The sequence below is a fragment of the Neolewinella maritima genome (genome assembly GCF_923081025.1).
Classification (GTDB): domain Bacteria; phylum Bacteroidota; class Bacteroidia; order Chitinophagales; family Saprospiraceae; genus Neolewinella; species Neolewinella maritima.
On the sequence record NZ_CAKLPZ010000001.1, the window covers coordinates 1,449,060 to 1,473,812 of the forward strand.

At 58.7% G+C, this 24,753-nt stretch carries 15 protein-coding genes; 4 read left to right on the forward strand and 11 right to left on the reverse strand.

Going from position 1 to position 24,753, the window contains the following annotated elements; genetic code table 11:
* Positions 1 to 41: 41 nt before the first annotated feature.
* From MJQ68_RS05995 to MJQ68_RS06005, 3 genes are read right to left on the reverse strand one after another with little or no spacing between them, the layout of a single operon-like run.
* A complete protein-coding gene (locus tag MJQ68_RS05995) occupies positions 42 to 1,316 on the reverse strand; it encodes an HTTM domain-containing protein (RefSeq protein ID WP_238750120.1) in 1,275 nt (424 codons plus the stop codon).
* Positions 1,317 to 1,329: 13 nt separating this feature from the next.
* Positions 1,330 to 2,355 (reverse strand): imelysin family protein, encoded by a 1,026-nt coding sequence (locus tag MJQ68_RS06000; RefSeq protein ID WP_238750121.1) that lies wholly within the window; start codon positions 2,353 to 2,355, stop codon positions 1,330 to 1,332.
* Positions 2,356 to 2,361: 6 nt separating this feature from the next.
* Entirely contained in the window at positions 2,362 to 3,582 is a 1,221-nt protein-coding gene (locus MJQ68_RS06005; protein ID WP_238750122.1) for a DUF4856 domain-containing protein, read from the reverse strand.
* A 246-nt stretch (positions 3,583 to 3,828) separates the two neighbouring features.
* Here MJQ68_RS06005 and MJQ68_RS06010 point away from each other — a divergent pair, with 246 nt between their 5' ends.
* Positions 3,829 to 7,338: a pyruvate carboxylase gene (locus MJQ68_RS06010; RefSeq protein WP_238750123.1), complete on the forward strand. Its 3,510-nt coding sequence runs from the start codon at positions 3,829 to 3,831 to the stop codon at positions 7,336 to 7,338.
* On the opposite strand, the gene MJQ68_RS06015 is transcribed toward MJQ68_RS06010, so the two are convergent.
* A complete protein-coding gene (locus tag MJQ68_RS06015) occupies positions 7,335 to 7,829 on the reverse strand; it encodes an AAA family ATPase (protein ID WP_238750124.1) in 495 nt (164 codons plus the stop codon). The two genes, MJQ68_RS06010 and MJQ68_RS06015, sit on opposite strands and share 4 nt — an antisense overlap.
* A 6-nt stretch (positions 7,830 to 7,835) precedes the next feature.
* Positions 7,836 to 8,792 carry an SPFH domain-containing protein gene (locus MJQ68_RS06020; RefSeq protein ID WP_238750125.1) on the reverse strand — a complete coding sequence of 319 codons (957 nt, stop codon included), beginning with the start codon at positions 8,790 to 8,792 and terminating at the stop codon, positions 7,836 to 7,838.
* Positions 8,793 to 9,002: 210 nt separating this feature from the next.
* On the opposite strand from MJQ68_RS06020, the gene MJQ68_RS06025 reads away from it, so the two are divergent.
* A complete protein-coding gene (locus MJQ68_RS06025; protein WP_238750126.1) occupies positions 9,003 to 10,409 on the forward strand; it encodes a hypothetical protein in 1,407 nt (468 codons plus the stop codon).
* On the opposite strand, the gene lon is transcribed toward MJQ68_RS06025, so the two are convergent.
* From lon to miaB, 5 genes are all read right to left on the reverse strand, one after another.
* Complete coding sequence (gene lon, locus MJQ68_RS06030) at positions 10,406 to 12,781, reverse strand: endopeptidase La (RefSeq protein ID WP_238750127.1); 2,376 nt, start codon at positions 12,779 to 12,781, stop codon at positions 10,406 to 10,408. The genes MJQ68_RS06025 and lon overlap by 4 nt on opposite strands.
* Before the next feature lie 57 nt (positions 12,782 to 12,838).
* Positions 12,839 to 14,344 (reverse strand): NAD(P)H-hydrate dehydratase, encoded by a 1,506-nt coding sequence (locus tag MJQ68_RS06035; protein ID WP_238750128.1) that lies wholly within the window; start codon positions 14,342 to 14,344, stop codon positions 12,839 to 12,841.
* A gap of 1 nt (position 14,345) precedes the next feature.
* Positions 14,346 to 15,389 carry an MlaD family protein gene (locus tag MJQ68_RS06040; protein ID WP_238750129.1) on the reverse strand — a complete coding sequence of 348 codons (1,044 nt, stop codon included), beginning with the start codon at positions 15,387 to 15,389 and terminating at the stop codon, positions 14,346 to 14,348.
* Between the two features lie 119 nt (positions 15,390 to 15,508).
* Positions 15,509 to 16,795 (reverse strand): sigma-54 interaction domain-containing protein, encoded by a 1,287-nt coding sequence (locus MJQ68_RS06045; RefSeq protein WP_238750130.1) that lies wholly within the window; start codon positions 16,793 to 16,795, stop codon positions 15,509 to 15,511.
* Between the two features lie 3 nt (positions 16,796 to 16,798).
* Positions 16,799 to 18,235, reverse strand: a complete 1,437-nt coding sequence (gene miaB, locus MJQ68_RS06050) for a tRNA (N6-isopentenyl adenosine(37)-C2)-methylthiotransferase MiaB (RefSeq protein ID WP_238750131.1) — start codon at positions 18,233 to 18,235, stop codon at positions 16,799 to 16,801.
* Between the two features lie 170 nt (positions 18,236 to 18,405).
* Between miaB and MJQ68_RS06055 the strand changes: the two genes are divergently transcribed.
* The gene (locus MJQ68_RS06055) at positions 18,406 to 20,385 is read left to right on the forward strand and encodes an OmpA family protein (RefSeq protein WP_238750132.1); all 1,980 of its coding nucleotides are present in this window, start codon (positions 18,406 to 18,408) and stop codon (positions 20,383 to 20,385) included.
* Here MJQ68_RS06055 and MJQ68_RS06060 read toward each other — a convergent pair.
* Positions 20,363 to 21,769, reverse strand: coding sequence for a HEPN domain-containing protein (locus tag MJQ68_RS06060; protein ID WP_238750133.1), 1,407 nt, complete (start codon positions 21,767 to 21,769; stop codon positions 20,363 to 20,365). The genes MJQ68_RS06055 and MJQ68_RS06060 overlap by 23 nt on opposite strands.
* Before the next feature lie 250 nt (positions 21,770 to 22,019).
* On the opposite strand from MJQ68_RS06060, the gene MJQ68_RS06065 reads away from it, so the two are divergent.
* Positions 22,020 to 24,719 (forward strand): putative LPS assembly protein LptD, encoded by a 2,700-nt coding sequence (locus MJQ68_RS06065; protein WP_238750134.1) that lies wholly within the window; start codon positions 22,020 to 22,022, stop codon positions 24,717 to 24,719.
* Positions 24,720 to 24,753 lie beyond the last annotated feature (34 nt).

The window sequence follows — 24,753 nt, forward strand, 5'->3', positions numbered from 1 at the left end:
CTCGCCCTTGGCATTCCGCTGGAACAGGTAGTGGTACTGCTTTAAAATCCATAGATCGTGTCGTTGAAGGGCATGAGCCAGCGTTCCACCGGCTCGTCGATATCGATAGCCGCCAGGTCCACCTCGGGATTGACGTACCGCTGGCTCAGCCGCCCATTCAGCGCCACATAGCTATCGACGTACACGGCGGGTTCCAGGAAGCCTTCCGCCCGGTACCGCTCGGCAAGAAAGTGGGCGTACTGCAGTACGAAGTCAGGCTGCGTAGCCATCTGCTTTTCCTGGAAGGCGGTGAGGTACTGCCGATTATCTACTACCGCGCGGCGATCGCTCTGTGCGTCCCGCACCGTGAAGGTGGCCAGCCCGGCCTTTTCCATCAGCATCACCCGCCACGAAAAGCGGTAGCCGGTTTCCGTCCAGAATAGCTCTTGGTCGTAGAGCAGGTACCGTAGGGGGAGGAGTAGATGGACCAGTAGAAGAATGGTAATTGCTACATGCCGCCACCTGGTATCCCTGCCGGAGATGGACGTGATGGATGGCATAGACGGCAGGCGGATTCGCGACAGCACTGCCAAAATGCGGTCATGCATCTCCGGACCGAAAAAGATCAGCGCACTCACGATCATGATGTAGGGGAACATCCCGATCGGGAACAGCACGCGGGTGAGCACGTGAAATACCACCACCAGTGCGAAAGCCATCGTGCGGGTACGCCGCCAGTATAGGAGAAAAGGAATCGCCAGGTCATACGCCGCCCCGCCCCAGGCGAAGCCGTAATGGACCCACCGCTGCTGCAATAGGTCACCGAGCAGTGGGATGCTGTACTTCGCCGGTAGCCAGATGGCCAGTGGCTGCGCCTGCAGCAACCAGTCTGAATTGAGCTTTGCCAGTCCGGCGTAGAAGTAGACCACGGCCACGAAGAGGCGTAGCACATTGCCGTACAGGGGATCGATCTTGCACCCGCGTGCCGCCGCCCAACCCGCCGGAATGGGGATGAAGCAAAGCAGCAGAGAAAGGGAGCTAATGAAGTAGTAATGATTGAGGTAGGTGGTCTTGTCCATCAGTTCGATGTAGGTGAAACTGAGGAAAAAGACCACCATCGCCAGTCGGTAGCGGTAGCCTACGGTGATGCAGCAGGCGGCCACGGCTGCCACCGCGAAAAGGCCGTAGGTGTACACGCCCAGGGGCTGCACCCACTCGAAGTAGCGGTAGGAAAAGTGAAAGTCGGGTTGGAGGTACAGTTTATCGATCCAGCCGTACGCCCAGAAGCGGATGATGCTGAGCAGCATCATCAGTCCGAAGCCGGTACGAAAAACCACTAAGGGGCTAGCACTAATCTCCGTCCGCATCCACGAAGTCGACGTTGATGCTCAGGGCCTGCAGCATGTCCACCTTGAGCAGGATAACATTGCGCTGTAGGGCATCGTAGAGCTGCAGCATACCACCGTTATCGGTCGTAACCTGGGTGGCAAAGTCCCGGTCGAGCGAAGCGGCCTGGGTACGCGCCTCCCGGAACTGTGCCCGGATCCGCGTGCTGAGTAGGTCGCCATCACGCCGCACGCCAAGGGCATCCAGGTAAGTAGCCAGGCCCAGTTCAGCGTCGAAGAAGTTACTGGCAGCATCCAGACCTTCCAAAAATAGCGCCCGACTGAGGTCGCCACTATAGAGCGCCTCCGCGCGATCGGGCAGCGGTCCGTTGCCGAACACGCCCGCGGGAATGCCCACCTTGCCGGCGCGAAGATTGCGCTCGTACCACTGCACGAAGCTGTTGACCGTACGATCCACGGACGCCGTAGCACTATTTCCGGAATTGGCCACGTAGGTCGCCCGGTAGGTCGTGGTCCACGCATCCTCTGCCTCGGTAGCCAGATACAGTATGCGATCAGTCAGCCGCTGCAACTGCTCGACGTGTTGGGCGGGGTCGCCGGTGCCGAAGAGAAGCAGGTCGAGGGCGGGGAAGCCCTGAATGTCGGTATTAGACGGCAGCGTGAGGTCGGCATCCGATTGAGCGAACAGCCGACTGCTGTCGGTGGGGTATACGTTAAGCTGTTCCCGCAGCCGCAGCTGCTGTCCCGGACCAACCATAAAGGGACTCAGCCGCTGCCAGCTCAGATAGGCCGTAGCGAAGTCTGTCCGCACGGTAGCCAGTGCGGTAGGCTCGGGTGCCGTAGCGTATGCATTGACCGACGCATCCAGCGTACGGGCGGCAGCAGTAAAGTCCTGGTAGGCAGGTACGATGATCTGATCGGCCCAGAAGGTGAGCATCTTACCGCGATCGAAGGATGCAGTGTCTACTTCGGCAGGCTCGGGCTCACAGGCCAGTAGAAGCAGCGGGAGCAGGTAGAGTAATCGGTACATAACTGATCAATTAGCGGCGGCGGTGTAGGAAAAGGCGAAGCGGTCGGCAATCTGCTGTCCCAGTTCACGGACCGTAGCCGGTTCAACGGCCCAGAAGCCGGTAGGGTAGTCTCCGTACAGGCTGTCGAGCATGGTGCCGACCTCGGCGCGGGAGAAGTAGGGGGCTCCCGTAGCGGGGTCGCGGGTGAACTGCAGACTGTACACGAAGCCGTACGCCTCACTCAGCGCATGGAAGCCCGCTGAAGGGCCGTTAGCCGACTCCAGCGCCGTAGATCCCCGGGCCAGGTAGAAGGTGGCCCGCACGGCGATAACGCGGCTGAGCAGCTCCTGAATGCGGTTCGCCTGTTGGTCGCGCTCGGTGAAGTCGTCCGCCACGATCGCGGCCCGACCCCGCAGGAAGGCCCGGAAGACGTCTTCGGCGATACCACTGAAGTCATCGTCCTGATCGACCCGGTCCAGGTACTCATTGAGGAAGCTGTCGTCATCACCCAAGCTGGTGAGTGGGGTAGCGGGGGTGGGGGAAGCACCGAACACATAGCCATACGCTTCATCCCACTTATGCTCCATCGTAGTGTAGGCCGCTCCGTCTTCCGTGACTCCAGCCGATTGATTCTCCCGGTTCCGCGCCTCGTCCAGTACGGAGGGGCTGAGGTAGTTATTCAGCGTCTGATCGAGCATCAGAGCACCGAGCAGCGACTTGGCGAAGGCCTGGTTGTATTCTAGCCCGCCGGCATTGACGTAGCGGGTGCTGGTCCCATCCGCCACCTGACCGGCCTGGCCGGCCTGCGCTACGGTGTTCCAGGCGGGATATACTTCGCTTGCCTGCCGGCGGGGGTAGCTATCGAAGGTTGTGCGGATGGCCGTTGCATCCGTAGCGTTGGCGCTGAAGTAGTCGGCACTGGCGGCGACCTTGCTGCGCAGTGATTTGTCGGAGGCGTTCAGCGCGGCATCGACGAAGGGGGATACGTCTTCTCCGTTGGGTCCGGCGTTGCGGAACATAGCCAGTAGATCGGATTCGCTGCGCGTGGTGTCCAATAGGGCTGCTACGAGTGCTTCGGCCATAGCGATGCGGGTGGTTTGTCCGTCAAAGGATACGGTAGACATTCCCGCCCGCTCGAAGGTGTAGGTAGCGGGTAGTTCGAGAACGGGCTCGGGCAGATCGTCGTCGTCCTGGCAGGCGGTGAGTAATAGACCGAGAAGCAGGAGGAAGGGAAGCGTACGAATCATAGCGGTTACTATCTATACTGAGTCTTAATAAGCGCAAATGTAGCGTACCTAGGTGCGTCCAACCAAGCATCAGGGGCCTTATTTTTATCTTGTCTAAATAAGATTAAGCGTTTTACCCCTTGGTTGCTCCTATAACTGCCAGCGGTAGATAAGGATGCACTGGTGTCGGATTTCCGAAAAAAGATTGAGCGCTACAAAGTGGCCTGACTGCCTATCTTCCGCCCACCCCCATGAACCCCCCCCACTATGCTCGCCCAAGACAAACGCCGTTTCAACAAGATCCTCGTCGCCAACCGGGGGGAGATCGCCATCCGTATCCTGCGCGCCGCCAGCGAACTACAGATGCGTACGGTAGCTATCTACACCTACGAAGACCGCTACAGCCTACACCGCTACAAGGCGGACGAGAGCTACCAGATCGGTCCGGACGATGAGCCCCTCCGTCCCTACATCGACATCAAGGCGATCATCAAACTGGCGCTAGACAAAAAGGTAGACGCCATTCACCCGGGCTACGGCTTCCTATCCGAGAACGTAGAATTCGCCCGTGGCTGTCTGGCCGCCGGCATCGAGTTCGTCGGTCCCTCCCCCGATAGTATGGACCAGCTCGGCGACAAGGTGGCCGCCAAGGAGCTCGCCCGTAGGGTGGGGGTCCCCCTTATTCAGGACAGTGATAAGGACATCAGCGACCCGGCCGTTGCAGCATCCGAAGCCGCGGTGATCGGCTATCCCGTCATCATCAAGGCGGCCGCCGGGGGCGGGGGACGCGGGATGCGGGTGGTTCGCAATGAACAGCAGCTGCGCACCGAAGTGATCGAAGCCAGTAGCGAAGCCGAGAAGGCCTTCGGCAACGGCACGATCTTCCTGGAGAAGTTTATCGAAAATCCACGCCACATCGAGGTGCAGCTACTGGGTGACCGGCACGGTAACCTGGTCCATCTTTACGAGCGGGACTGCTCCGTACAACGGCGGTTCCAGAAGGTCGTAGAGGTGGCACCGGCAGCCAACCTCTCTCAGGAAACCAAGGATAAGCTGTACCACTACGCCCTGCAGTTGGGCCGGGAGGTGAATTACTACTGTGCCGGTACGGTCGAATTTTTAGTCGACCAGGACGAGTCGATCTACTTCATCGAGGTCAATCCCCGCATTCAGGTAGAGCATACCATCACGGAAGAGATCACGGGCATCGACCTGGTGCGCACGCAGTTTCTGGTCACCATGGGTTACGCCCTGGACCACAAGACGATCTTCATCCGCAGTCAGGAGGATATTCAGGCGAACGGTTTTGCTATTCAGTGCCGGGTCACTACCGAAGATCCCGCCAACGACTTCAAGCCGGATTACGGCACGCTGATCGCCTACCGCTCGGCAAGTGGTATGGGGATCCGTCTCGATGCAGGCTCGGCCTTTCCTGGCGCCACCATCTCGCCCTACTTCGACAGCTTGCTGGTCAAAGTGACGGGTACGGGCCGCACGCTCAAGGGTGCGGCCGAGCGGCTGCACCGTGCCCTGCGGGAGTTCCGGGTGCGTGGCGTAAAGACCAACATCGGCTTCCTGCTCAATTTACTGGAGAACGAAGATTTCCAGGAGGGTAGGGCGACCGTACGCTTTATCCCCGACCATCCGGAGTTGCTTCAGTTGCGGGGTTTCCGGGATCGGGGTACTCGTCTGCTGCGCTACGTAGCTGACGTGATCGTAAATTCCAATCCGGACGTCAAGTACGTAGACACCAGCCGCACCTTCCTCAAGCCGGTAGTGCCCCCCTTCGATGTCTATGCCGAGCTGCCCAAGGGAAGCCGCGACCGGCTCAAGGATCTGGGGCGTGACAGCTTCGTCGACTGGCTCAAGCAGGAAAAGCGGATCCAGTACACTGATACCACCTTCCGCGACGCCCACCAGAGCCTGCTGGCTACCCGGATGCGCATGATAGACATGCTCAATGTGTCACAGAGCTATGCGGCCAACCAGCCGGCCGATCTGTTTAGTATGGAGGTCTGGGGGGGCGCCACCTTCGACGTCGCCCTGCGGTTTCTGAAGGAAGACCCCTGGCGTCGACTGCGCAAGTTGCGCACGGCTATCCCGAATACGATCTTCCAGATGCTCCTGCGCGGGAGTAATGCAGTGGGTTATAAAGCCTATCCCGATAACCTGATCATCAAGTTTATCGAAGAAGCGGCCCGCGGTTCCATGCTATACGACGTGGATGGCCGGGAAGAGGGCTACGCGGGGGGCATCGACCTGTTCCGCATATTCGACTCCCTGAACTGGGTCAAAAACATGGAGGTCAGTATCCGCACGGTCCGCGAAAACACGGATAGTCTGGCCGAGGCCTGTATATGCTACTCCGGAGACTTTACCAACAGTAAGGAAACCAAGTTCACCCTCTCATACTACCTCGAGCTGGCCAAGCGGCTGGAGGGAGCGGGTGCGCACCTGCTCGCCATCAAGGACATGGCCGGCCTACTCAAGCCCATTGCCGCCCGGGAGCTCATTACCGCCCTGCGCGAGACCGTCGACCTGCCCATCCACCTGCATACCCACGATACCAGCGGGATTCAGAGCGCTACCTACCTGGAGGCCATCAATGCCGGTGTAGACATCGTCGATGTCGCCATCAACAGCCTCAGCGGACTCACCTCCCAACCGGGCTACAACAGTATCGCGGCCATGATGCAGGGCCACGAGCGGGAAAATCCGGTCAACCTGCCGCTGCTCAACGAGTATGCCGACTACTGGGAGACTGTCCGCAACTACTACTACCCCTTCGAAACCGAGCTGCGGGCCGGCACCGCCACGATCTACGATACCGAGATTCCCGGTGGGCAGTACTCCAACCTACGGCCGCAGGCCCGGGGACTGGGTCTTGAGGACCGCTTCCCCACTATCCGCAAGAACTACTCTGCCGCCAACGAGCTGTTCGGTAACCTGGTCAAGGTGACGCCGAGCTCCAAGGTCGTAGGTGACATGGCTATGTTCATGACCAGCAACGACCTGACGGCGGAGGACGTCCGCAGACGCGGCGATAAGCTGGACTTCCCGGACAGCGTCAAGAGTCTCATGCGCGGCGATCTGGGGCAGATCGAAGGGGGCTTCGACGAGGAGGTTCAACGCATGGTCTTGAAGGGCGAACAGGCCTACACCGATCGCCCCAATGCCCACCTGGATCCGGTAGACTTCGAGGCAGCGGCCGTCACCTACCGCGAGCAATTCGACGAGGAGCCTACCACCATGGATCTGCTGAGTCATCAGCTATACCCAAAAGTATTTGCCGACTACAAAGCCTTTCAGAATGACTACGGGCAGGTAGCTAACATCCCCACGCTAGCCTTCTTCTACGGCCTGAAGCCTAATGAAGAGATCCTGGTGCGCATAAGTGCCGGTAAGCGGATCACGATCAAGTACCTGAACATGACCAACGCCGATGAGCTCGGCAACCGGCTGGTTTTCTTCACCCTGAACGGTCAGACACGGAGCGTAACCGTGCGTGATCAGCAGATCGACAGTAAGGTGAAGGCCCACGTGAAGGCCGGCGGAGAAAACGAAGTAGGTAGTCCGCTACAGGGCAACCTCAGTCGCATCCTGGTCAAGGTCGGTGATACGGTAGCCGCGGGAGATCCACTATTCGTGATCGAGGCCATGAAGATGGAATCGACTATCACTAGTCCCCTAGCCGGTGAGGTGACGTTACTCCCCCTGAAGGAAAAGACGCTCGTCGAAGCCAATGACTTAGTAGTACGGATCGGCGCGGCCGGCTAGTGGAGCGAAGTGTCCTGTATAGCGCTCAGGGCCTGCTGAACACGATCGGCACCAGTGATGCCTAATGCCCCCGGTAGGAGGCTGCGGTAGCGTGCGTGCAGCGTCCAGCGATCGGCTTCATTCGGGTGCTCGCGCAGGGGGTCGTATGTCCAGGCTAGGTCTGGTGCGCAGAGCAGGGTGAGGTCGTATGACCGCGTAGCTGTCTGTGACGACAAGGTAGCCGCACACCGTCCATACTTCACTTCAGACCAGATTTGGAGGACCTCAGGGCCGGTATCGCAGATCACGTAAGATGCACCACTCTGCCGCGCGGCCGTTTCGGCCCGTTGCTGTGCCTGCCAGATCAGGGCTAGGTCTGCCTCAGTGTAGGGTCGTGCCAGAGCGTGCAGGTAGGCACGTGCTTGTTCGGCTACGTAGGTGCCGTCCAGACACCAGGCCAGGGTCTGCGCAAGGGTAGATTTACCGGAGCTTTCCGGTCCGGTTACCCGCACAGTCAACTAGCGCTCCAGCTTGATCTTCTCCCGCTTCTTTTCGGCCTTGAGCTTCTCGCTGGTGGCCTTCATCTCTTCGCCCATCTGCTGACTGGCTACAAAACTAGCGGTCATATTAGCCAGCATGTCGGAACCGGCCGTAGGAGCGTTGGGTAACATGATCAGGTTGGAGTTCACGTTTTCCCCCATGCTCTGGAGCGTATCGTAGTGCTGGGTAACTACAATAAGGGCGGAGGCCTCCTGGCTGTTGATGCCTACGCTGTTGAGAATGTCTACGGACTCTTCCAGACCCTTGGCGATCTCCCGCCGCTGATCCGCAATACCCTGACCCTGCAGTCGCTTGGATTCGGCTTCAGCACGTGCCTTAGCTACGATGCGGATCCGGTCGGCCTCACCTTCGTACTCGGCGGCTAGCTTCTCGCGTTCGGCGGCATTGATCCGGTTCATGGCCACCTTGACGGTAGCGTCGGGATCGATATCGGTCACCAGTGCCTTGACGATGTTGAAGCCATAGTTCTGCATGGCCTCCTGTAGCTCGGTCTTGATGGCGTTGGCGATATCGTCCTTGCGCTCGAAGACATCGTCGAGTTTCATCTTCGGTACCTCGGCGCGGACTACGTCGAAGATGTAGGAATTGATCTGCTCGTAGGGATTATCGAGTTTGTAGAACGCATCGTAGACGCTATCCGGTCCCACGGCGAACTGCACGCCTACCTTCAGTTTGACGAATACATTATCCTTCGTCTTGGTCTCCACGTTTACGTCGAGCTGCTGCACCTTGAGGCTGACCTTGCCGGCTACCTTATCGATGAAGGGGGCCTTTAGGTGAAAGCCCGGTCCGCGGATGGAGCTAAACCGCCCGAAGCGTTCTAGTACTGCCGAGCTTTGCTGCTTGACGGTAAAGAAGCTGCCGGTAATGATGAGGAGCAGAAGGATCAGGGGGATAAGAACTATGAGTTCCATACGTACTATTTAGGGTAATATAACAACATAACGGATAGGGGGTTGCGGCTACTCCCTCACCGGCACCGCACCTGCGTACGCGCCCACTGGTGATGGTAGCGTGCGAATGCCTATATTTGCCGAAACGACGTGCTCACGGGAGCCGTCAGACCTGGTTCTGCCTTAAATGGCACTACCGGGTTTTCTTTTACTTACGCCAATCTGAACGTCATGTACGAACTCAACGATACCTACAAAGCGCACCTCGATGCGATCGCCGAAGCCATCCAGGCCAGTCCCCACTTAGCCCAGTATATGGAGGAGGAAGAAGACGAGCAGTACGAGGCCCTGAAGGCCGAGTTCGAACCCCAGATCGAGGCGGCCCACGAGCAGATCAACCACCATTCGCCCTTCGAGATCGAATCCTTCGAGCGCTACCTCATGGACGACCGCTTCGAGGGCCTGTTCCTGCCCCGCGTACTGGGCTACAGCGTGCTGCGTCCGGAGATCAACGAACTGTTCTACTACCGCCAGCAGAACGACCACTTCGGTACGCTGCTCAACTACATCGCGGGTAACGTGAACTTCGACCAGCTCAGCAGCCGGATCGGACAGGCCGTGCAGGTCGGCTTCGCCCTGAGTAGCGATATCTACGTGACGGGACTGATCGACGAGATTCCCAGCAAGCGCGTGCGGCAGTTCCTGATGACGCAAAAGTCGGACGACGCCCGTACCCAGCAGGGCCGTAGCGCCATCTTCAACCGTTACAAGCGGCAGTTCAAGAGCCGCAACTACCAGTACGCGCCCGCCCCCCAGAGCGTGCCGGAACTGATCAGCCACAGTAAGCACTTTGTCGACTTCCTGCTCTACCGGGTATCCAACAAAGAATTGAATAACGATGCGCTGCCCGCTCCGCTGTACCATTTCGTGACCAACGAGGAGTTTGCGGGACGCAAGGAGCTCATCGAGCCACTGGTGATCTATAGCGCCTACCTGCCCGTGGAGGAGGGGGCACAGGCTGCACTCACCGAAGTGCTCAACCGTGAGCGCAAGGAAGACCCCAAGCGGGTCTCCGATCAGATCCTCACCTTCATCCTGCGGCTTAAGAATGACAGTGCGGTCACCTTCGGCAAGGACGAGGAAGCGAAGCTCGGTCAGATCGTGGACCGCAGCGTCGATGACGACCTCACGGCTTACTTCAACCTTACGGACCGTATCCACAGCGAGGGCTACGACGATCCCGAAGTGCAGGAAGCGATCCAGGAGCAGGTGCTGAAGCAGGACGGACTGAGTGACTTCAACGAGAATATCCGCCGCACCATCCTGGTGTACGTCAGCGACCTGGCGGCTAGCCTGGGCACGGACGACTACAACGAGTGGTTCGCCACGACGGGCAAGCTCTTCCCGGTGTACATGAAGGTGTTTGCCAACGAGCAGTTCAACCAGGAACTGCGCCGGCTGGCTATTCGCTACACGAAGCGGCTCATCAAGGTGCACACCAATAAGCGCGGCAAGGACTACCGGGACATCAAGAAGACCACGGTAGCCACTTGGAGCGACTACGGCTTCATGACCGACAAGCAGCTCAAGGAGTTCTTCAAGACTCCCCGCAAGCGCAAGCCCACGGCCGAAGCCTAGAGCGCAATAGCGAGTACATCACTGAAGGTGCGGGCGAAATGCGCGGTAATTCCTTCCTTGATGTAGTCGTCGAGGTCTTCGAAGTCCTGCCGGTTCTCCTCCGGAAACACCAGGGTAGTGATGCCCACCCGCCGGGCGCCGATGGTCTTCTCCTTAACTCCTCCGATGGGCAGTACCCGGCCGGTCAGCGTGAGTTCACCGGTCATTGCCAGATTATCTATGGGAGCCTGATCGGTGGCCAGCGTGTAAAGCGCCAGGGCCATTGTTATACCTGCACTGGGCCCATCCTTCGGTGTGGCACCGGCGGGGACGTGCAGGTGTACCTGATGGTCTTCGAAGTAGGATATCCGGTCGGGAGGTAGAATGGACTTCACCAGACTGAGCGCGATCTGCGCGCTTTCCTTCATCACGTCACCTAGCTGTCCGGTAAGGCGGAAACCGCCCGTCTTGGCGGCTACGCCGCGGGCCTCGATATAGAGGGTGGCACCACCGAGTGTGGTATAGGCCAGTCCGAGGACTACGCCTGCCAGGGGCTTGTCGTACAATTGCTCCGTATTGAAACGGGGCCGGCCCAGCATGTCTTCTACGTCCGCGGCGCTTACTTCGAAGGAGTGCTGATCGGATTCTGCCTGCCTGAGCACAAGCTTGCGGATCACCTTACGGAGCTGTTTTTCCAGGTTGCGCACTCCGGCTTCCCGAGCGTAGCGGTCGACCAGAAAGTCTAGCGCCTCATCGGTGAAGGTCACTTCGTCGGTGGCAAAGCCGTGGTCCTTAAGCTGCTTGGGAATGAGGTACTGCTGGGCAATCTTGATCTTTTCCTCCTTGATGTAACCACTCAGGCGGATCACCTCCATGCGGTCGAGTAGGGGACCGGGGATGGTGTCGAGTTGATTCGCGGTGGTGAGGAAGAGGACGTTCGACAGATCGTACGGCACGTCCAGGTAGTGATCGACGAAGGCATCATTCTGCTCCGGGTCCAGTACTTCCAGCAAAGCGGAGGCGGGATCCCCCTGTCCACTACCCAGCTTGTCGATCTCGTCGATCAGGATGACCGGATTACTGCTTTTAGCCCGGTCGATCGCCTGAATGAGCTTGCCGGGTAGTGCACCGATGTAGGTGCGCCGGTGGCCCTTGATCTCTGCCTCGTCGCGCATACCCCCTACACTGAAGCGGTAGAACTGCCGGCCGAGTGCGCGGGCGATACTCTGTCCGATGCTCGTCTTGCCTACCCCGGGAGGGCCCACCAGACAGATCACGCCGCCGGCTACGGAGCCCCGCTTCATGATGGTGGCCAGGAATTCCAGGATATTGTCCTTTACATCCTCCAGCCCGTAGTGGTCCTCATCCAGGATGCGCCGTGCCTCGGCGATATCGTCGGTCTCCTGGTTGTAGGTGCCCCAGGGCAGGCCCGCCAGTGTTTCCAGGTAGTTACGGGTCACGTTGAACTCCGGACTCTGGGTGTTCAGACTGGTCAGCTTGCGTAGTTCCCGATCGTATACCTCGCGGACCGAAGTGGGTAGCTCCTTGCCTTCTAATAGGGCTTCGATACGCTCTACGATGGAATCCCCGTCATCCTGTTCTTCGCCGAGTTCCCGGCGGATGGCACTGAGTTGTTCCCGCAGGAAGTATTCCTTCTGCTTGGCGTTGACGCCTTCCTCGATCTGCTTGTTGATGCGGGACTGGATCTTTGCCACCTGTAGCTCGTCCTTAATTATATCCAGCAGCTTCTTGGCGCGCTCGCCAATATTCCAGGTCTCCAGCAGATCCTGCAGCTTATCCCTCTCGGAGCTGACCAAATTGGAGATCACGTCGATCGTTTGCCCCGGCTTCTCGTAGTTGAGTTGGGTGACCACCATGTTGACCTGCTCCTGAAACAGGGGGTTCAGCGCCAGCAGGCTCTTGATGTCGGAGCTGATGGCCAGCATATAGGCTTTCAGTTCGGGGTCGGGCTTGGCGTTGGGCTGATTGTCGTACTGCACGCGCCACCGCAGGCTGGGTTCGGTCTGCACCACGCGCTGTAACCGGAAGCGCTTCATGGTGCGGCCCAGCACCTGGATCACCTGGTCGCCCATCGGCATGACCTTGAGGATCTGATATACGGTACCTACGTCGTAGTAAGTGGACTCCCGGTAGTCATCGTCATCGGATTCGCGCTCCAGGACGGCCCCGATAAAGCCCTCGTGCTGCTCTACGGCAATGCGGATGGCCATTAGCTTGTCCGTACCGGTGAACGTCATCGGCAGGGCGGTGCCGGGAAATATCGGCCGCTGGGTAAGGGGTAGTACGGTGAGCAACTGGGGTAGGCTGGGGTCGACGAGTTGCATCGCGCCGTTAGCCATTTCCTCGAATTCGTCTTGTGGAAAGTCTTCCAATGGTAGTGGGGGTGTTTACGTTCGGTGCAAAGCCTGCGAGCCCCCATTTGTTCGGGCTTAGGTTTTGCGCCGATGTAGGTGGCCGAATGCTTTGCCCAGGTAGCGTACCACGTCTTCCGCGAGCAGACTTTCCTGCTCGAGTGCCACGGCTGCCAGGTCACCAGCCAGCCCGTGCAGGTATACACCAAGTTGCGCCGCCTGCTCACTGGAATATCCCTGCGCCAGCAGGCCGGTAAGTATTCCGGTAAGCGCATCGCCGGTGCCGCCGGTACCCATCCCGGGATTGCCGGTAGTGTTGAAGTACAGGCGTCCGTCCGGCGTAGCGATACTAGTATGATTCGTCTTGCAGAGTACAATTACACCGAGGGTCATGGCCCGGTCGCGCTGTAACTCCCAGCGCGCGAAGTCATCTGCGGTAGGACCAAACAGGCGCTCGAACTCCTTCGGGTGGGGGGTCAGGATGCTTCCCCGCGGAAGGCGATCGATCCATCCGCGCTCGGCGATCAGGTTGAGGGCATCGGCATCCACTACCATTGGCCGGGCGTACTCCTTCAGCAAGCGGTCCAGCCCCTTAGCCGTAGCCTCGTCCGTACCGAGCCCGGGTCCGATACCTACTACATCATAGCGGGAGGGAGCGTCCACTGAAGTGAAGTGGTACTTGTGCACGTCCACACTACACATAGCCTCCGGAAAGCTGATCTGCATGATCTCGTATCCGGCTCTCGGGACGTGGGTAGTCACCAGCCCCGCACCGGCCCGTAGTACGGATCGCGCACTGATGACGGCGGCCCCCATCTTGCCGTACGCACCAGCCACAAGTAGCGCGTGGCCGAAGGTCCCTTTGTGGTCACTACCTTCCCGTTTGCGCAGGTAAGCCGCTACCATATCGGCGGTAAGCATGTGGTGATTTACTTCCGCTGCATCTACATAAGGCGCTGACAGTGAAAAGGGAATCAGTTCCCACTTGCCCAGGTAGCTTGCGTTAGCCGCCGCGAACAGCGCCGCCTTGGGGTATCCCAGACTTAGCGTACGCTCGGCCCGGATGATCGATCCAGCAGCCGGCCGGTCGGCATATAAGCCACTCGGTAGATCGATCGCGACGCGGGTGACATCCTGGGCGTTCAGGTGGTCAATCAGCGCGGCGAGCGGTCCGCTGATCAGTCGGCTGAGGCCCGTGCCAAACAGCGCGTCAATCAGTACGCAGCCTCGTTCGATGGTAGGAAGCGGTTCACCGGCTGCCCACGGTATGAGGGGTACACCCACTTCCCGGGCCCGTTGTCGATTCGCTTCATTATCCGCGGACGCAGGTGCAACGTCTACCAGCACCACCCGCACGGTATATGCCGCGACGTGCAACAGCCGGGCGATGGCCAATCCGTCACCTCCGTTGTTTCCGCTACCGACAACAACAGTAAATGGCCGTGAGGTAGCTGGAAAGTGCCTGCACAAAGCGTCGAAGCAGGCGGTTGCGGCCCGTTCCATCAACTGCTTGCTGCTGATGCCTTGCTCCTGCAGCGTAGCGGCGTCTAGCTCCCGGTGTTGCTCAGCCGCAAGGACCTTCATGCTAATTGCTTTCCTCCTGCAGCTCGGCGTCCTTACGGTCGAACTTCATGACCCGCTTACGGCTTTTGAAGGGTACGTAGCGGTAGGGGCGGTCCTGCAGGTCGGTCAGCAGGGTATCGGCAGCCAGGCTGGCCCGGTTGAGCCGGTTGTAGATCTCGTCGTCGGTGAGCAGTTTGCCCAGCGTACCGTTCCCGTTTTGCACATCATTGAATACGTCAGTGATGCCGTTCAGCGCGCGGTCGGCATTGTCGAGCGTACCACGCAGCTGCACGATGCTGGTATTGACCTCGTCGACGGTCTGGTCCAGCTGAAGGCGGCTCAGGTTGGTGGTCAGGGTATCGGTGTTCGATAAGATGTGCGCGATGCTCTCCCCCTGAGCATCTAGCGTATTGGTCAGACTGGCTAAATTACGCGTCGTGGTAGATATGCTTCGGCTGTTGGCATCCAGCAGGGTTTCGAACCGTTGGGAGGCGGCGCGGAGGTTCTCCATGGTAGCGGCCAGATCGCGGGAGGAGCGGGCAATGGGGTTATCGCTTTCCGGACTGAAGAGCGTCCACTGCAGGCTATCTACCGCCTCCCCTAACTGTGCCTTGATGCCGTCGGCCGGGTCTGCATCCGGGTCCGTACCAAGGAAGGAGGATAGGATGCCCTTGGAAGAGCCCTCCAGGTAGCTACCGTCTTCGGCGCAGTCTCCGTCCCCAAAGCAGGGCTTGGTGTACTCTAGCTGGACGGCCTTCTCACCCAGCAGACTGACGGTACTGATGTACGCCTTGGCGCCGGTGGGTACGTTGACGTTTTTGCGGATCTCCAGGGTGACCCGGACGAGCTTCTTGACCTGATCCAGCTGGATTTCGTTGACGGTACCTACGTTCACGCCCGATATCTGTACGGGTGTGCCGACGGTAAGTCCGGCTACATCCGCGTAGTCTACGTAGTACGTTTGGGAGGAGGAGAAAAGGTTGCTTCCCTGAATAAACTTGAACCCCCAAAAGGCGAGTAGTATGGCTACTACAGCCAGGATTCCAATCTTTACTTCGTTACGCATAGGGGGGATACTAGGGAAGCGTTGGGGGACGCCGCGGGTTGATTATCTACGGCACTGTAACGCTATGGTCTTTACATAGGTTTGCACGGGGGCAGGCGGGCGGCAGTCGGGGGAGCCGGCTAACCGTTTATCTCGTATTCTTTGATCTTGCGGTAGAGCGTCCGTTCACTGATTCCCAACTCGGCGGCCGCTTCCTTGCGTCTGCCATTGTGCTTCTTTAACGCCTTGCGGATAAGCTCACGCTCGGCATTGGCCAGGCTGAGGTCTTCCTCCACGATCTCGCTGCGGTCGTAGGCGCGCTGCATACTGGAGTCGACAATGATGGGGTCTTCCACGGTGGGCGGGCGGCGGCTGACCGGCTCCACGTAACCGGCATCGCCGCCGGCGCGGCGGTCGATCTCTTCCGCCGCGGCGGGGTAGGTCGCCGGCAGTTGCAGCGAGCGCACCTTCTGCATATCCGGCACCCGCAGATCGTTGTTGCGGATCAATTCGAAGATCAGCCCCTTGAGGTCGTTGAGGTCAGACTTCATGTCGAAGAGTACCTTATACAGGATCTCCCGCTCCTGCATCCCGTCGCCCCCGCCCCCGTTCTGCCGGGTAATGGCGGGCAGGTTACGGTCCCGCAATTTGGGCATCATAGTGAGCAGGTCCACACTGGTCAGTTCCCGCTTTTCGGCCAGGATACTTAGTTGCTCGGCTACGTTCTTTAGTTCGCGGATGTTGCCGGGCCACTGGTAGTTCTCGAGCAACCACCGTGCCTCATCGTCGATCTGGATGGGCTCGAATCCCTGCTGCTCGGCGAAATTGTTGGCGAAATAGCGAAACAGCAGGTACACGTCCTGGGGGCGCTCCCGCAGGCTCGGCAGTTCGATGTTGACGGTGGCCAGCCGGTAAAACAGGTCCTCGCGAAATTTACCCGCCTCGATGCGCTCGCTCAGCTTCCGATTGGTGGCCGCTACGATACGCACGTCCGTACGCTGGGTCGTACTGGACCCTACGCGTATGAACTCGCCACTTTCCAGTACCCGCAGCAGGTAAGTTTGGGTATCCAGAGGCATCTCGCCGATCTCGTCCAGGAAGATGGTCCCTCCGTCGTACGTCTCGAAGTAGCCCTTGCGGTCACCGGTAGCATTGGTGAAGGCCCCCTTGACGTGACCGAACAGCTCGCTGTTGATCGTGCCCTCGGGGATCGCACCGCAGTTGATGGCGATAAATTTCTCGTGCTTGCGCGGCGAGTTATCGTGGATGATGCGGCTGAATACCTCCTTGCCCACACCACTCTCTCCGGTGATCAGGATGCTCAACTCCGTGGGGGCTACCCGCAGGGCGGTATTGAGCGCATTTTCCAGGGCGGGCGAACGCCCCACGATGCCGTAGCGTCGCTTTACACTTGCTATCGCTGCCATGACTTAGGACTGTACATGGTGACCGAGTAGGGTAGCGGAGCTGGCAGCCGTCACGCGGACGTGTACGTAGTCACCCGGACGGTGCGTGCCATCCTTTGCGAAGATCACCATTTTGTTCTGGCTGTTTCGCCCCTTCCAGTCTTCGTCCGACCGTTTGGATTCCCCCTCGATGAGCACCCGGAACGTTTTGCCGATGTCCTGTTGATTCAGTTCGTGACTGATTCCGGTCTGCAGATTGATGATCTCCTGCAGGCGTCGCTTTTTCACCGCCAGGGGCACATCGTCCTCGAACTTGCGGGCCGCCGGCGTGCCGGGGCGCTCGGAGTAGTAGAACATGTACGACATACTGTAGCGGGCGTAGTCGATCATAGTCAGTGTATCGCGGTGCTCCTCCTCCGTTTCCGTGCAGAAGCCCGTGATGACGTCCGAGCTGATGGCACAGTCCGGCATGATCTCGTAGATGCGATTGATCTTCTGCTGGTACCAAGCCCGGTCGTAGGTGCGGTTCATCAGGTCCAGGATGCGGCTGTTGCCCGATTGTACGGGCAGGTGGATGTACTTGCACACATTCTGGTGATCCCGCATCGCGTACAGTACATCGTCGGTAATATCTTTAGGGTGGCTGGTGCTGAAGCGCACGCGCAGGTCGGGGTCCACCGCCGCGGTCAGCGTCAGTAGCTCCGCGAAGGTGACCACCTGTCCCGTCTCGGGATGCGCCCACTTATAGCTGTCTACGTTCTGGCCCAGCAGCGTCACCTCGCGGAATCCCCGATCGAACAGATCCGTGGCCTCGGCTACGATACTGAACGCGCTGCGGCTTCGCTCACGGCCCCGGGTGTAGGGGACTACGCAGAAGGAACACATGTTATCGCAGCCCCGCATGATGGAAATGAAGGCCGTCACTCCGTTGCTCTGCAGGCGGAGGGGGTTAATATCGGCGTACGTCTCCTCGCGGCTCAGGAACACGTTCACCCCCCGATCACCTTCCTCGGCTCCGGCTACCAGTTTGGGTAGGTCGCGGTAGGCATCGGGCCCGACCACCAGATCGACCAGCTTTTCTTCCTCCAGAAACTTCGCCTTCAGGCGCTCGGCCATACAGCCCAGTACGCCCACCATCGTGCCCGGCCGGCGGCGCTTCACTTTGTCGAATACCCGCAGGCGTTTACGTACGGTATCCTCCGCCTTCTCGCGGATCGAGCAAGTGTTAATCAGGATTAGATCGGCGGCCTCCAGATCGCGCGTCGGACCGTACCCTGCTTCCCCCAGAATAGACGCCACGATCTCCGAATCGCTGAAGTTCATCTGACAGCCATAGCTCTCTATATAGAACCGCTTACTGGCGTCGGACTGGGTGTCAAATGCTTCATACACCTTTCCCTGTGCAGATTCGTCAACTACCTTGGGGGCGAGTCGCTCGATCGTCGGATTATCATTATACATAGTATTGGCGCCTTTGGCCCGCAAAGGTAGGGTGAGGCGCTGACAGATTGGCAGTTTCAACCACTTTTGTTTTACATCCAAATTGGGCGCGTACGCGGGTGCGACGGGCAGCCGACGCACCCAGGCCAACAATGCTACTTCCCAGTCGTTTTCGTGCAAAGTCTACTCTTATGCTGCGTGCCTGCCTAGCCGTCTTCGTCCTTCTGTTACTCGCGGGCTGTACCTATACCGCCAAGATCACCGACGGGGCTACTGCCGTAGACCGCAAGCAGTATGAGGTGGCTATTCCCATGTTGGAGCGGGAGTACAAGCGCGCCAAGTCGCGCGGTCAGCAGGGCGAGATCGCCAATAACCTGGCCATCAGCCTGCGGGAGACCGGCCGGGATGAGCAGGCCGTAGAGTGGTTCCAGACCGCTTACGATAACGGCGTCGGACCGGATGCCCTGCGCGAGAAAGCTGCCGCACTGAAGCGGCTGGAGCGCTACGAAGACGCTATCCAAACGTATACCGATCTAGGCTTCGAAATCGGAAGCCGCTATGAGTTTCGCAAGGACATTGCCGGCGCCGAACTCGCCATGAAGCTCAAGGAGCGGCAGGCCCAACAGGACCGTCAGGAATACGAAGTGAACCCCGTGGCCTTCAATAGCCCGCAGGCCGACTACGCCGCCGTACCCTTTAACGACGCCCTAGTATTCACCAGCGACCGCGGCGCGGCTACCGGCGACCAGACGTACAACTGGACCGGACGCAGCTTCAGTGACCTGTTCTCGGTAGACCCTACGGCTAGCGACGTCACCGGATTTACCGCCACGCTGAATACGGAGGACAACGAAGGCACCCCCTCCTTCAGCGCCGATGGTAACACCATGATCTTCACCCGCTGCAGTCCGCCCGCCAAACGCACGGATGCCTACTGTGGGCTATACGTGAGCGAGCGCGTGGGCGATGGCTGGGGACAAGCGGAAAAGCTTCCCTTCGTCACGGCCGACGCCAACTACATGCACCCCGCCCTCAGCCCCGATGGAAGTACGCTCATTTTCTCCGCGAATCTCGTGGAAGGGTGGGGCGGTTACGACCTGTACCGGGTCACTAAGGGAGCCGACGGTGCCTGGGGCACCCCGGACCTCATGAACCGCGCCATCAATACCGCCGGTAACGAACAGTTCCCCACCCTGGACGGCGATACCCTATACTTCTCCAGCGACGGGCTGGAAGGGCTCGGAGGACTGGATATCTTCCGCACCTGGCCGCTCGAGGATGGACGGTATAACGCTCCCAAGAACCTGCGGCTGCCCATCAACAGTGGAGCTGACGATTTTGCTTACACCATCGTGCGGCGCGACGGTACGGGCATAGGGTCAACTACCACGGGCTACTTCAGCAGCTCCCGGCCCGGCGGTGCGGGTAGTGACGATATCTACGCGTACACCAAAACGCAGCTGCCCCCACCACCTCCCGATACGACGCCCATTGCCTACCGCAACGTACTGGATGTCACGGTGGTAGAGAAGATTCGCGAAGATCCCACTAATCCTTCCAGCCGGGTGCTCGGCGTGCGACCCGTACCCAACGCTACGGTCATCGCACAAGTGGGCGATCAGAGCCGGACGGTGACCACCGACGAGGAGGGTCAACTCAGCCTGGTGCTGGTCGATGATCAGCGCTACGAGTTCCGCGCCGAACGCCCCGACTACCTGGCTGCCGAAGGCCGGTTCAGTAGTCGCAATCTGCCGCGGGACCCCGACGCCCCCGAACAGCGCTACGAACTCGAGCTTGAGATCGAAAAGATCTTCCGCAACGAAGAGATCGTTCTGGAGAACATCTACTACGACTACGACGAGAGCTTCATCCGGGAAGACGCACAGCCTACGCTCAACGAACTGTCCGAGCTGCTAAGCCGGAACCCCGATATCACTATCGAACTGGGAAGTCACACGGACTGCCGCGGCCGGGACGCCTACAACGAAACCCTTTCTCAGGCCCGCGCACAAGCTGCCGTCGACTACCTGGTGCAGGCGGGTATCGAAGCTGGCCGCCTATCCGCCCGCGGATACGGGGAAAGCCAGCCGGTCGCCGAATGCATCTGCGAACGCTGTACCGAGGAGGAGCATCAGCGCAACCGGCGGACTACGTTTCGGATTTTGGAGTAGTGGACGGTAGGCGCACGGCCTTGATCATGTAGCCTTCCGAGCTCTCGTAATCGTACAGTTCGATATGCGTCTGCTCGATCAGGATATTGACCAGCGAGTAGGTCGTACCGATCGCATAGCCCTTGTTGGCCAGGTACTGGGTGACGAACCACTTCAGGCCCACGTAGGTCGTGAAGTTGAGGTGCAGTGCGTCGTGTAGTTCCTCGACGATCTCTTCGGCCGTGATGACGCGGTAGCCCGGGGGGGCGGTATCGCGGTAGCTATTGGTTTTATGCTCCAGTTTGATCTTACCGATCACCTTCGGTCCGGTCAGCTTGACACGATGGTCACTGTCGGCTTCGTCGTCGGTGGGGTTCAGCAGATTAGCCGATTCGTTGGTGGCCTGTTGGGTGCGCTGCCCGTTCAGATCGAGTACCTGGTTGACGGCAGCCTCCACCTGCTCCTCGCGTACCACTTCTGCGGCGGCCTGGTGGATGGCCTGCTTCTCCTTCAGCGATAGTACGATCTCGTCGATGTGGCTTTCCGCTTCCTTGATGATGCTGGTCAGCTCGGCCGACAGTTCGATACCCTTGCGCAGTTCGGAGTGGAAGAAGGTCGCCTGGTGAGCGACCTTGTTGCGGATCTTGGACATCTCCTTCCAGAGCCGCTCGAAGTTCTTGTCGCGAAAAAAGGTCTTGAAGTACTTCGTGTAGTTGCCCTCCAGGTTGCTCTTGAGCTCCCGTAGCTCCTCGACGGTATCGATGTGGGAGAGTCGTTCCAGCACCTTTTCCGGTTCGTTGAAGCCGGTAGATTGCTTGTATATCAGTAGGCCAAGGTCATCGAAATCAGCGAATTCGATGTCTGAGTTGATAAAGTAGCTGAACTGATTAGAGCGGTTGCGCTGTCGGGCCTTGACCTTGTCGATCATCTTGGGGGTGGCCGTCACTTCCCACCACGACATCCCCACCCGCTGGAAGAAAAACTTGATCAGGTACCGCCGCAACAGATTTTCCACCGCATTGATCTTGGGGTAGAGTTGGTTGGCGATCTCGGAGCTGATATCGTCCTGCAGCACGCGCAGGTGCTTGAAGCGCAGTTTGTCACTCAGGTGGCGCAGCAGCCGCTGCCGGAAGGGTTCGAGGGGCTCGAACATGGGGCTTTCTACCCGGAGTACGAAGGCTGCTTCAACAAGGTCGGTAAGAATTTTACTGGTGTCTACATTGATGACGGTGACGGCAAGCCCGTCTCCCTTGATGTAATCGTTGCCATTCTTATCGGAGGTGATGATGGGGGAGCGGCCGTTCCAGACATCATTGGAGTAACTGATGGCGTGTATAAATCCGCGTTGGTCATTGATATCTTCGGGGTCGATACAGAGTAGCTCGAAGACAAAATTGGAGGGCATATCATAGATAGTTGATGAGGGGGGAGAAGAAATAAGTGTACCGGGAAATATACCAAATTTGACTGACCCGGGCCCGCGCGGCCCTTTATCGTACCTTTGCCGGCTCACCTTAAGAAAGCGTTAAAGGCATAAAATTCGGGGCGCGACTTTAACGTGCAGACCGTTGTCCGTGTCTATCCACCGACCCTGTAGTTCAACCGTATTTCCCTTGCACCTGCGCGCCGCCGCCCTCCTGTTTTGCCTGCACTGTATGTCCTCTTTTGCGGGGGCGCAGGTGGATAGTATTCCCCCGGTTGTAGCCTTTACCGGCTCCACGGCAGCCTACCGTGTCAGTCCGGATAGTCTGGACGCGGCAGTCGACTACCAGGCCCGGGATAGTATGGACGTAGACCTGGTCAATCAGCGTATACATCTGTACGGCGCCGCTCGGGTGAACTACCAGCAGATCAGCCTGGAAGCAGACTATATCACCCTGGACTACGGCACCAACGTGGTGCGGGCCGAACCCTACCCGGATAGCGCAGGTGTTTTGGTAGGTGACCCGTTATTCAGTGATGGGGGTCAGGAATTTACGGCAAAGAGTCTGGAGTATAACTTTAAGAGCAAGAAGGGGATCGTGCGGGAGACCGTGACGACGCAGGATGAGATATTTATCCGTGGCGGTAAGTCAAAGTTCGTCAGCGGAGCGATCCAGAGCAACGACAGTACCCGCTCGGACGTGATCTATACCGAAGGAGCCATCTTTACCAGCTGCTCGCTGGAGCATCCTCACTTCGGCGTACGGACGCAGCGGGCCAAGATCGTGCCGAATAAACTGGCCATCATCGGTCCGTCGAACCTGGAGATCATGGGCGTACCTACGCCGCTGTGGTTGCCCTTCGGCTTCTTTCCGCTGAAGAGCGGTCGGTCGAGCGGCCTGCTCTTCCCCAGCGACTACCAGTACAGTCCACAGTGGGGATTCGGCTTTCAGGGGATCGGCTGGTTCTTCCCACTGGGCGAGCACGTCAACCTCACGGCTACGGGAGACATCTACCTGAACGGTACCTATACCATCAACTTAGCCAGCAGCTACCGCCGGCGGTACAAGTATAGTGGTAACGCATCTTTTTCGTACCGGCGCCTGCGCGACGAGACGCCCATCAGCGAAGGCCTGGAGGAAGATATCAGTAAGGGTATTTCTATCAACTGGACGCACCGACAAGATCCCCGCGCGCATCCCACCTTCACCTTTGGTGGTAGCATCAATTTCCAGACCGACCTGGTCGATCAGCGCTTCATCAATACCTACGATGCGGCGAGTAAGAACGTGATCCGCTCGTCGATGAACCTGACCAAGACCTTCCCGAAGCTTAAGTCTACGCTCACTGCAGGACTGAATCACAGTCAGAATAACCAGACCCGCGAGATCAGCGTCAACTTCCCCGATGCACGCTTTCAGACCCAGACGATCTACCCCCTCCGAAATCTGCCGGGGAGTCAGCGCAAGTGGTACAAGAAGCTGGCCGTACGCTACGGCAACCAACTACGCACGGAATTTGAGGGCCTCGATACAAGCTTTTTCACGGCCCAAACGCTTACGAACGCCCGCTACGGCTTTCAGCAGGATGCCAGTGCTTCCCTCAGTTTGAACGTGCTGAAGTACTTCAACGTGAGCCCGAGCATGAACTACTCGGAGGTCTACTACGGTAAAACGCTGGATTATTTCCTCGATACTACAACGATCAGGACTACGGAGGCGCTCGATGAGGATGGTAATCCGTTTCTGGACACCACGGATTTTGCCACCATTGAAGAATTGCTCAACCCGGGATTGGCCAGCTTTCGCAACTTCAGCGCGGCAGTGAGCGTGAGTACGCAGCTATTCGGTAAGATCCTGTTCGGGCGCCGCCGCGGAATTTTCGGACTGAAGGGGCTGCGACACGTACTCAAACCATCTGCCTCGCTTAGCTACCAACCGGACAACCGCGATGCGACGGACTTCATCAGCGGGCTGCCGTACTTCATCTCACAGGCACAGATCGACCCGGAACGCGGGGACGCCGAGCGCTTCGTGACTCCCTTTGCCGGACAGCTCTTTGGTCAGCCCACCCGCACGGAGGGCAATCTGGGCATCAACTACAGTCTGAGCAACCTTTTCGAGGCGAAGGTCTACAGCCGCAAAGACAGCACGGATAAAATCGTCAAGCTCTTCCAAAATATCGGGGTGAGCGGCCGCTACCAGCTGAGCGCCGATAGCTTACAGTGGAGTCCCATCAGCGTGAACGGTAGTACGCGTTTCTTCAAGGGACTCAGTCAGGTGTCGCTGCGTGCGCAGTTCGATCCCTACATCAGTACCTACAACGAGCGTACCCGGCAGGTGAGTAGGGTAGACCGTACCACGCTAAGCGAGCGGGGCGTGCCCGTACAGCTTAGTAGCTTCAACGGGACGATCTCGACAAACCTTACGGTAGCCAAGTTTCGCGAGCTGTTCCAGGGGCAGGAGGAAGAATTTGTCACCGATGTAGCCGAAGAGCGACGCAAGCGCCGGGAGGAGGAGGCTACGCTGTTTGAGGAGACGGACATTCTAAGTCTATTCGAAAACTTCAGCATCCGGCACACCCTCAACTTCCGGCTCGACCGGGAGATCGCTACCTCTGAGGTACCGGGGGCCCGGGATACCCTGCGGTTCAATACGACGGCCAACAGTATAGAGTTGCGGGGTGCGCTGAACCTGACGGAGAACTGGAGCGTCAACATCGGTCAGATCGGCTATGACTTTACCAGTAAACGTATCACTTATCCCTATCTCAGTTTTGCGCGCGACCTGCACTGCTGGGAGATGCGCTTTAGCTGGGCTCCCCAGGTAAATACCTATCAGTTCAGTATCGCCGTTAAGCCAGGTGTTTTCGACTTCCTCGAGGTGCCGGTCAACCAGAATCGCTACGACGGGCAGCGACAGTTCGGGAGGTAAAAAAACCCGATGTATCGCAGATGATACATCGGGT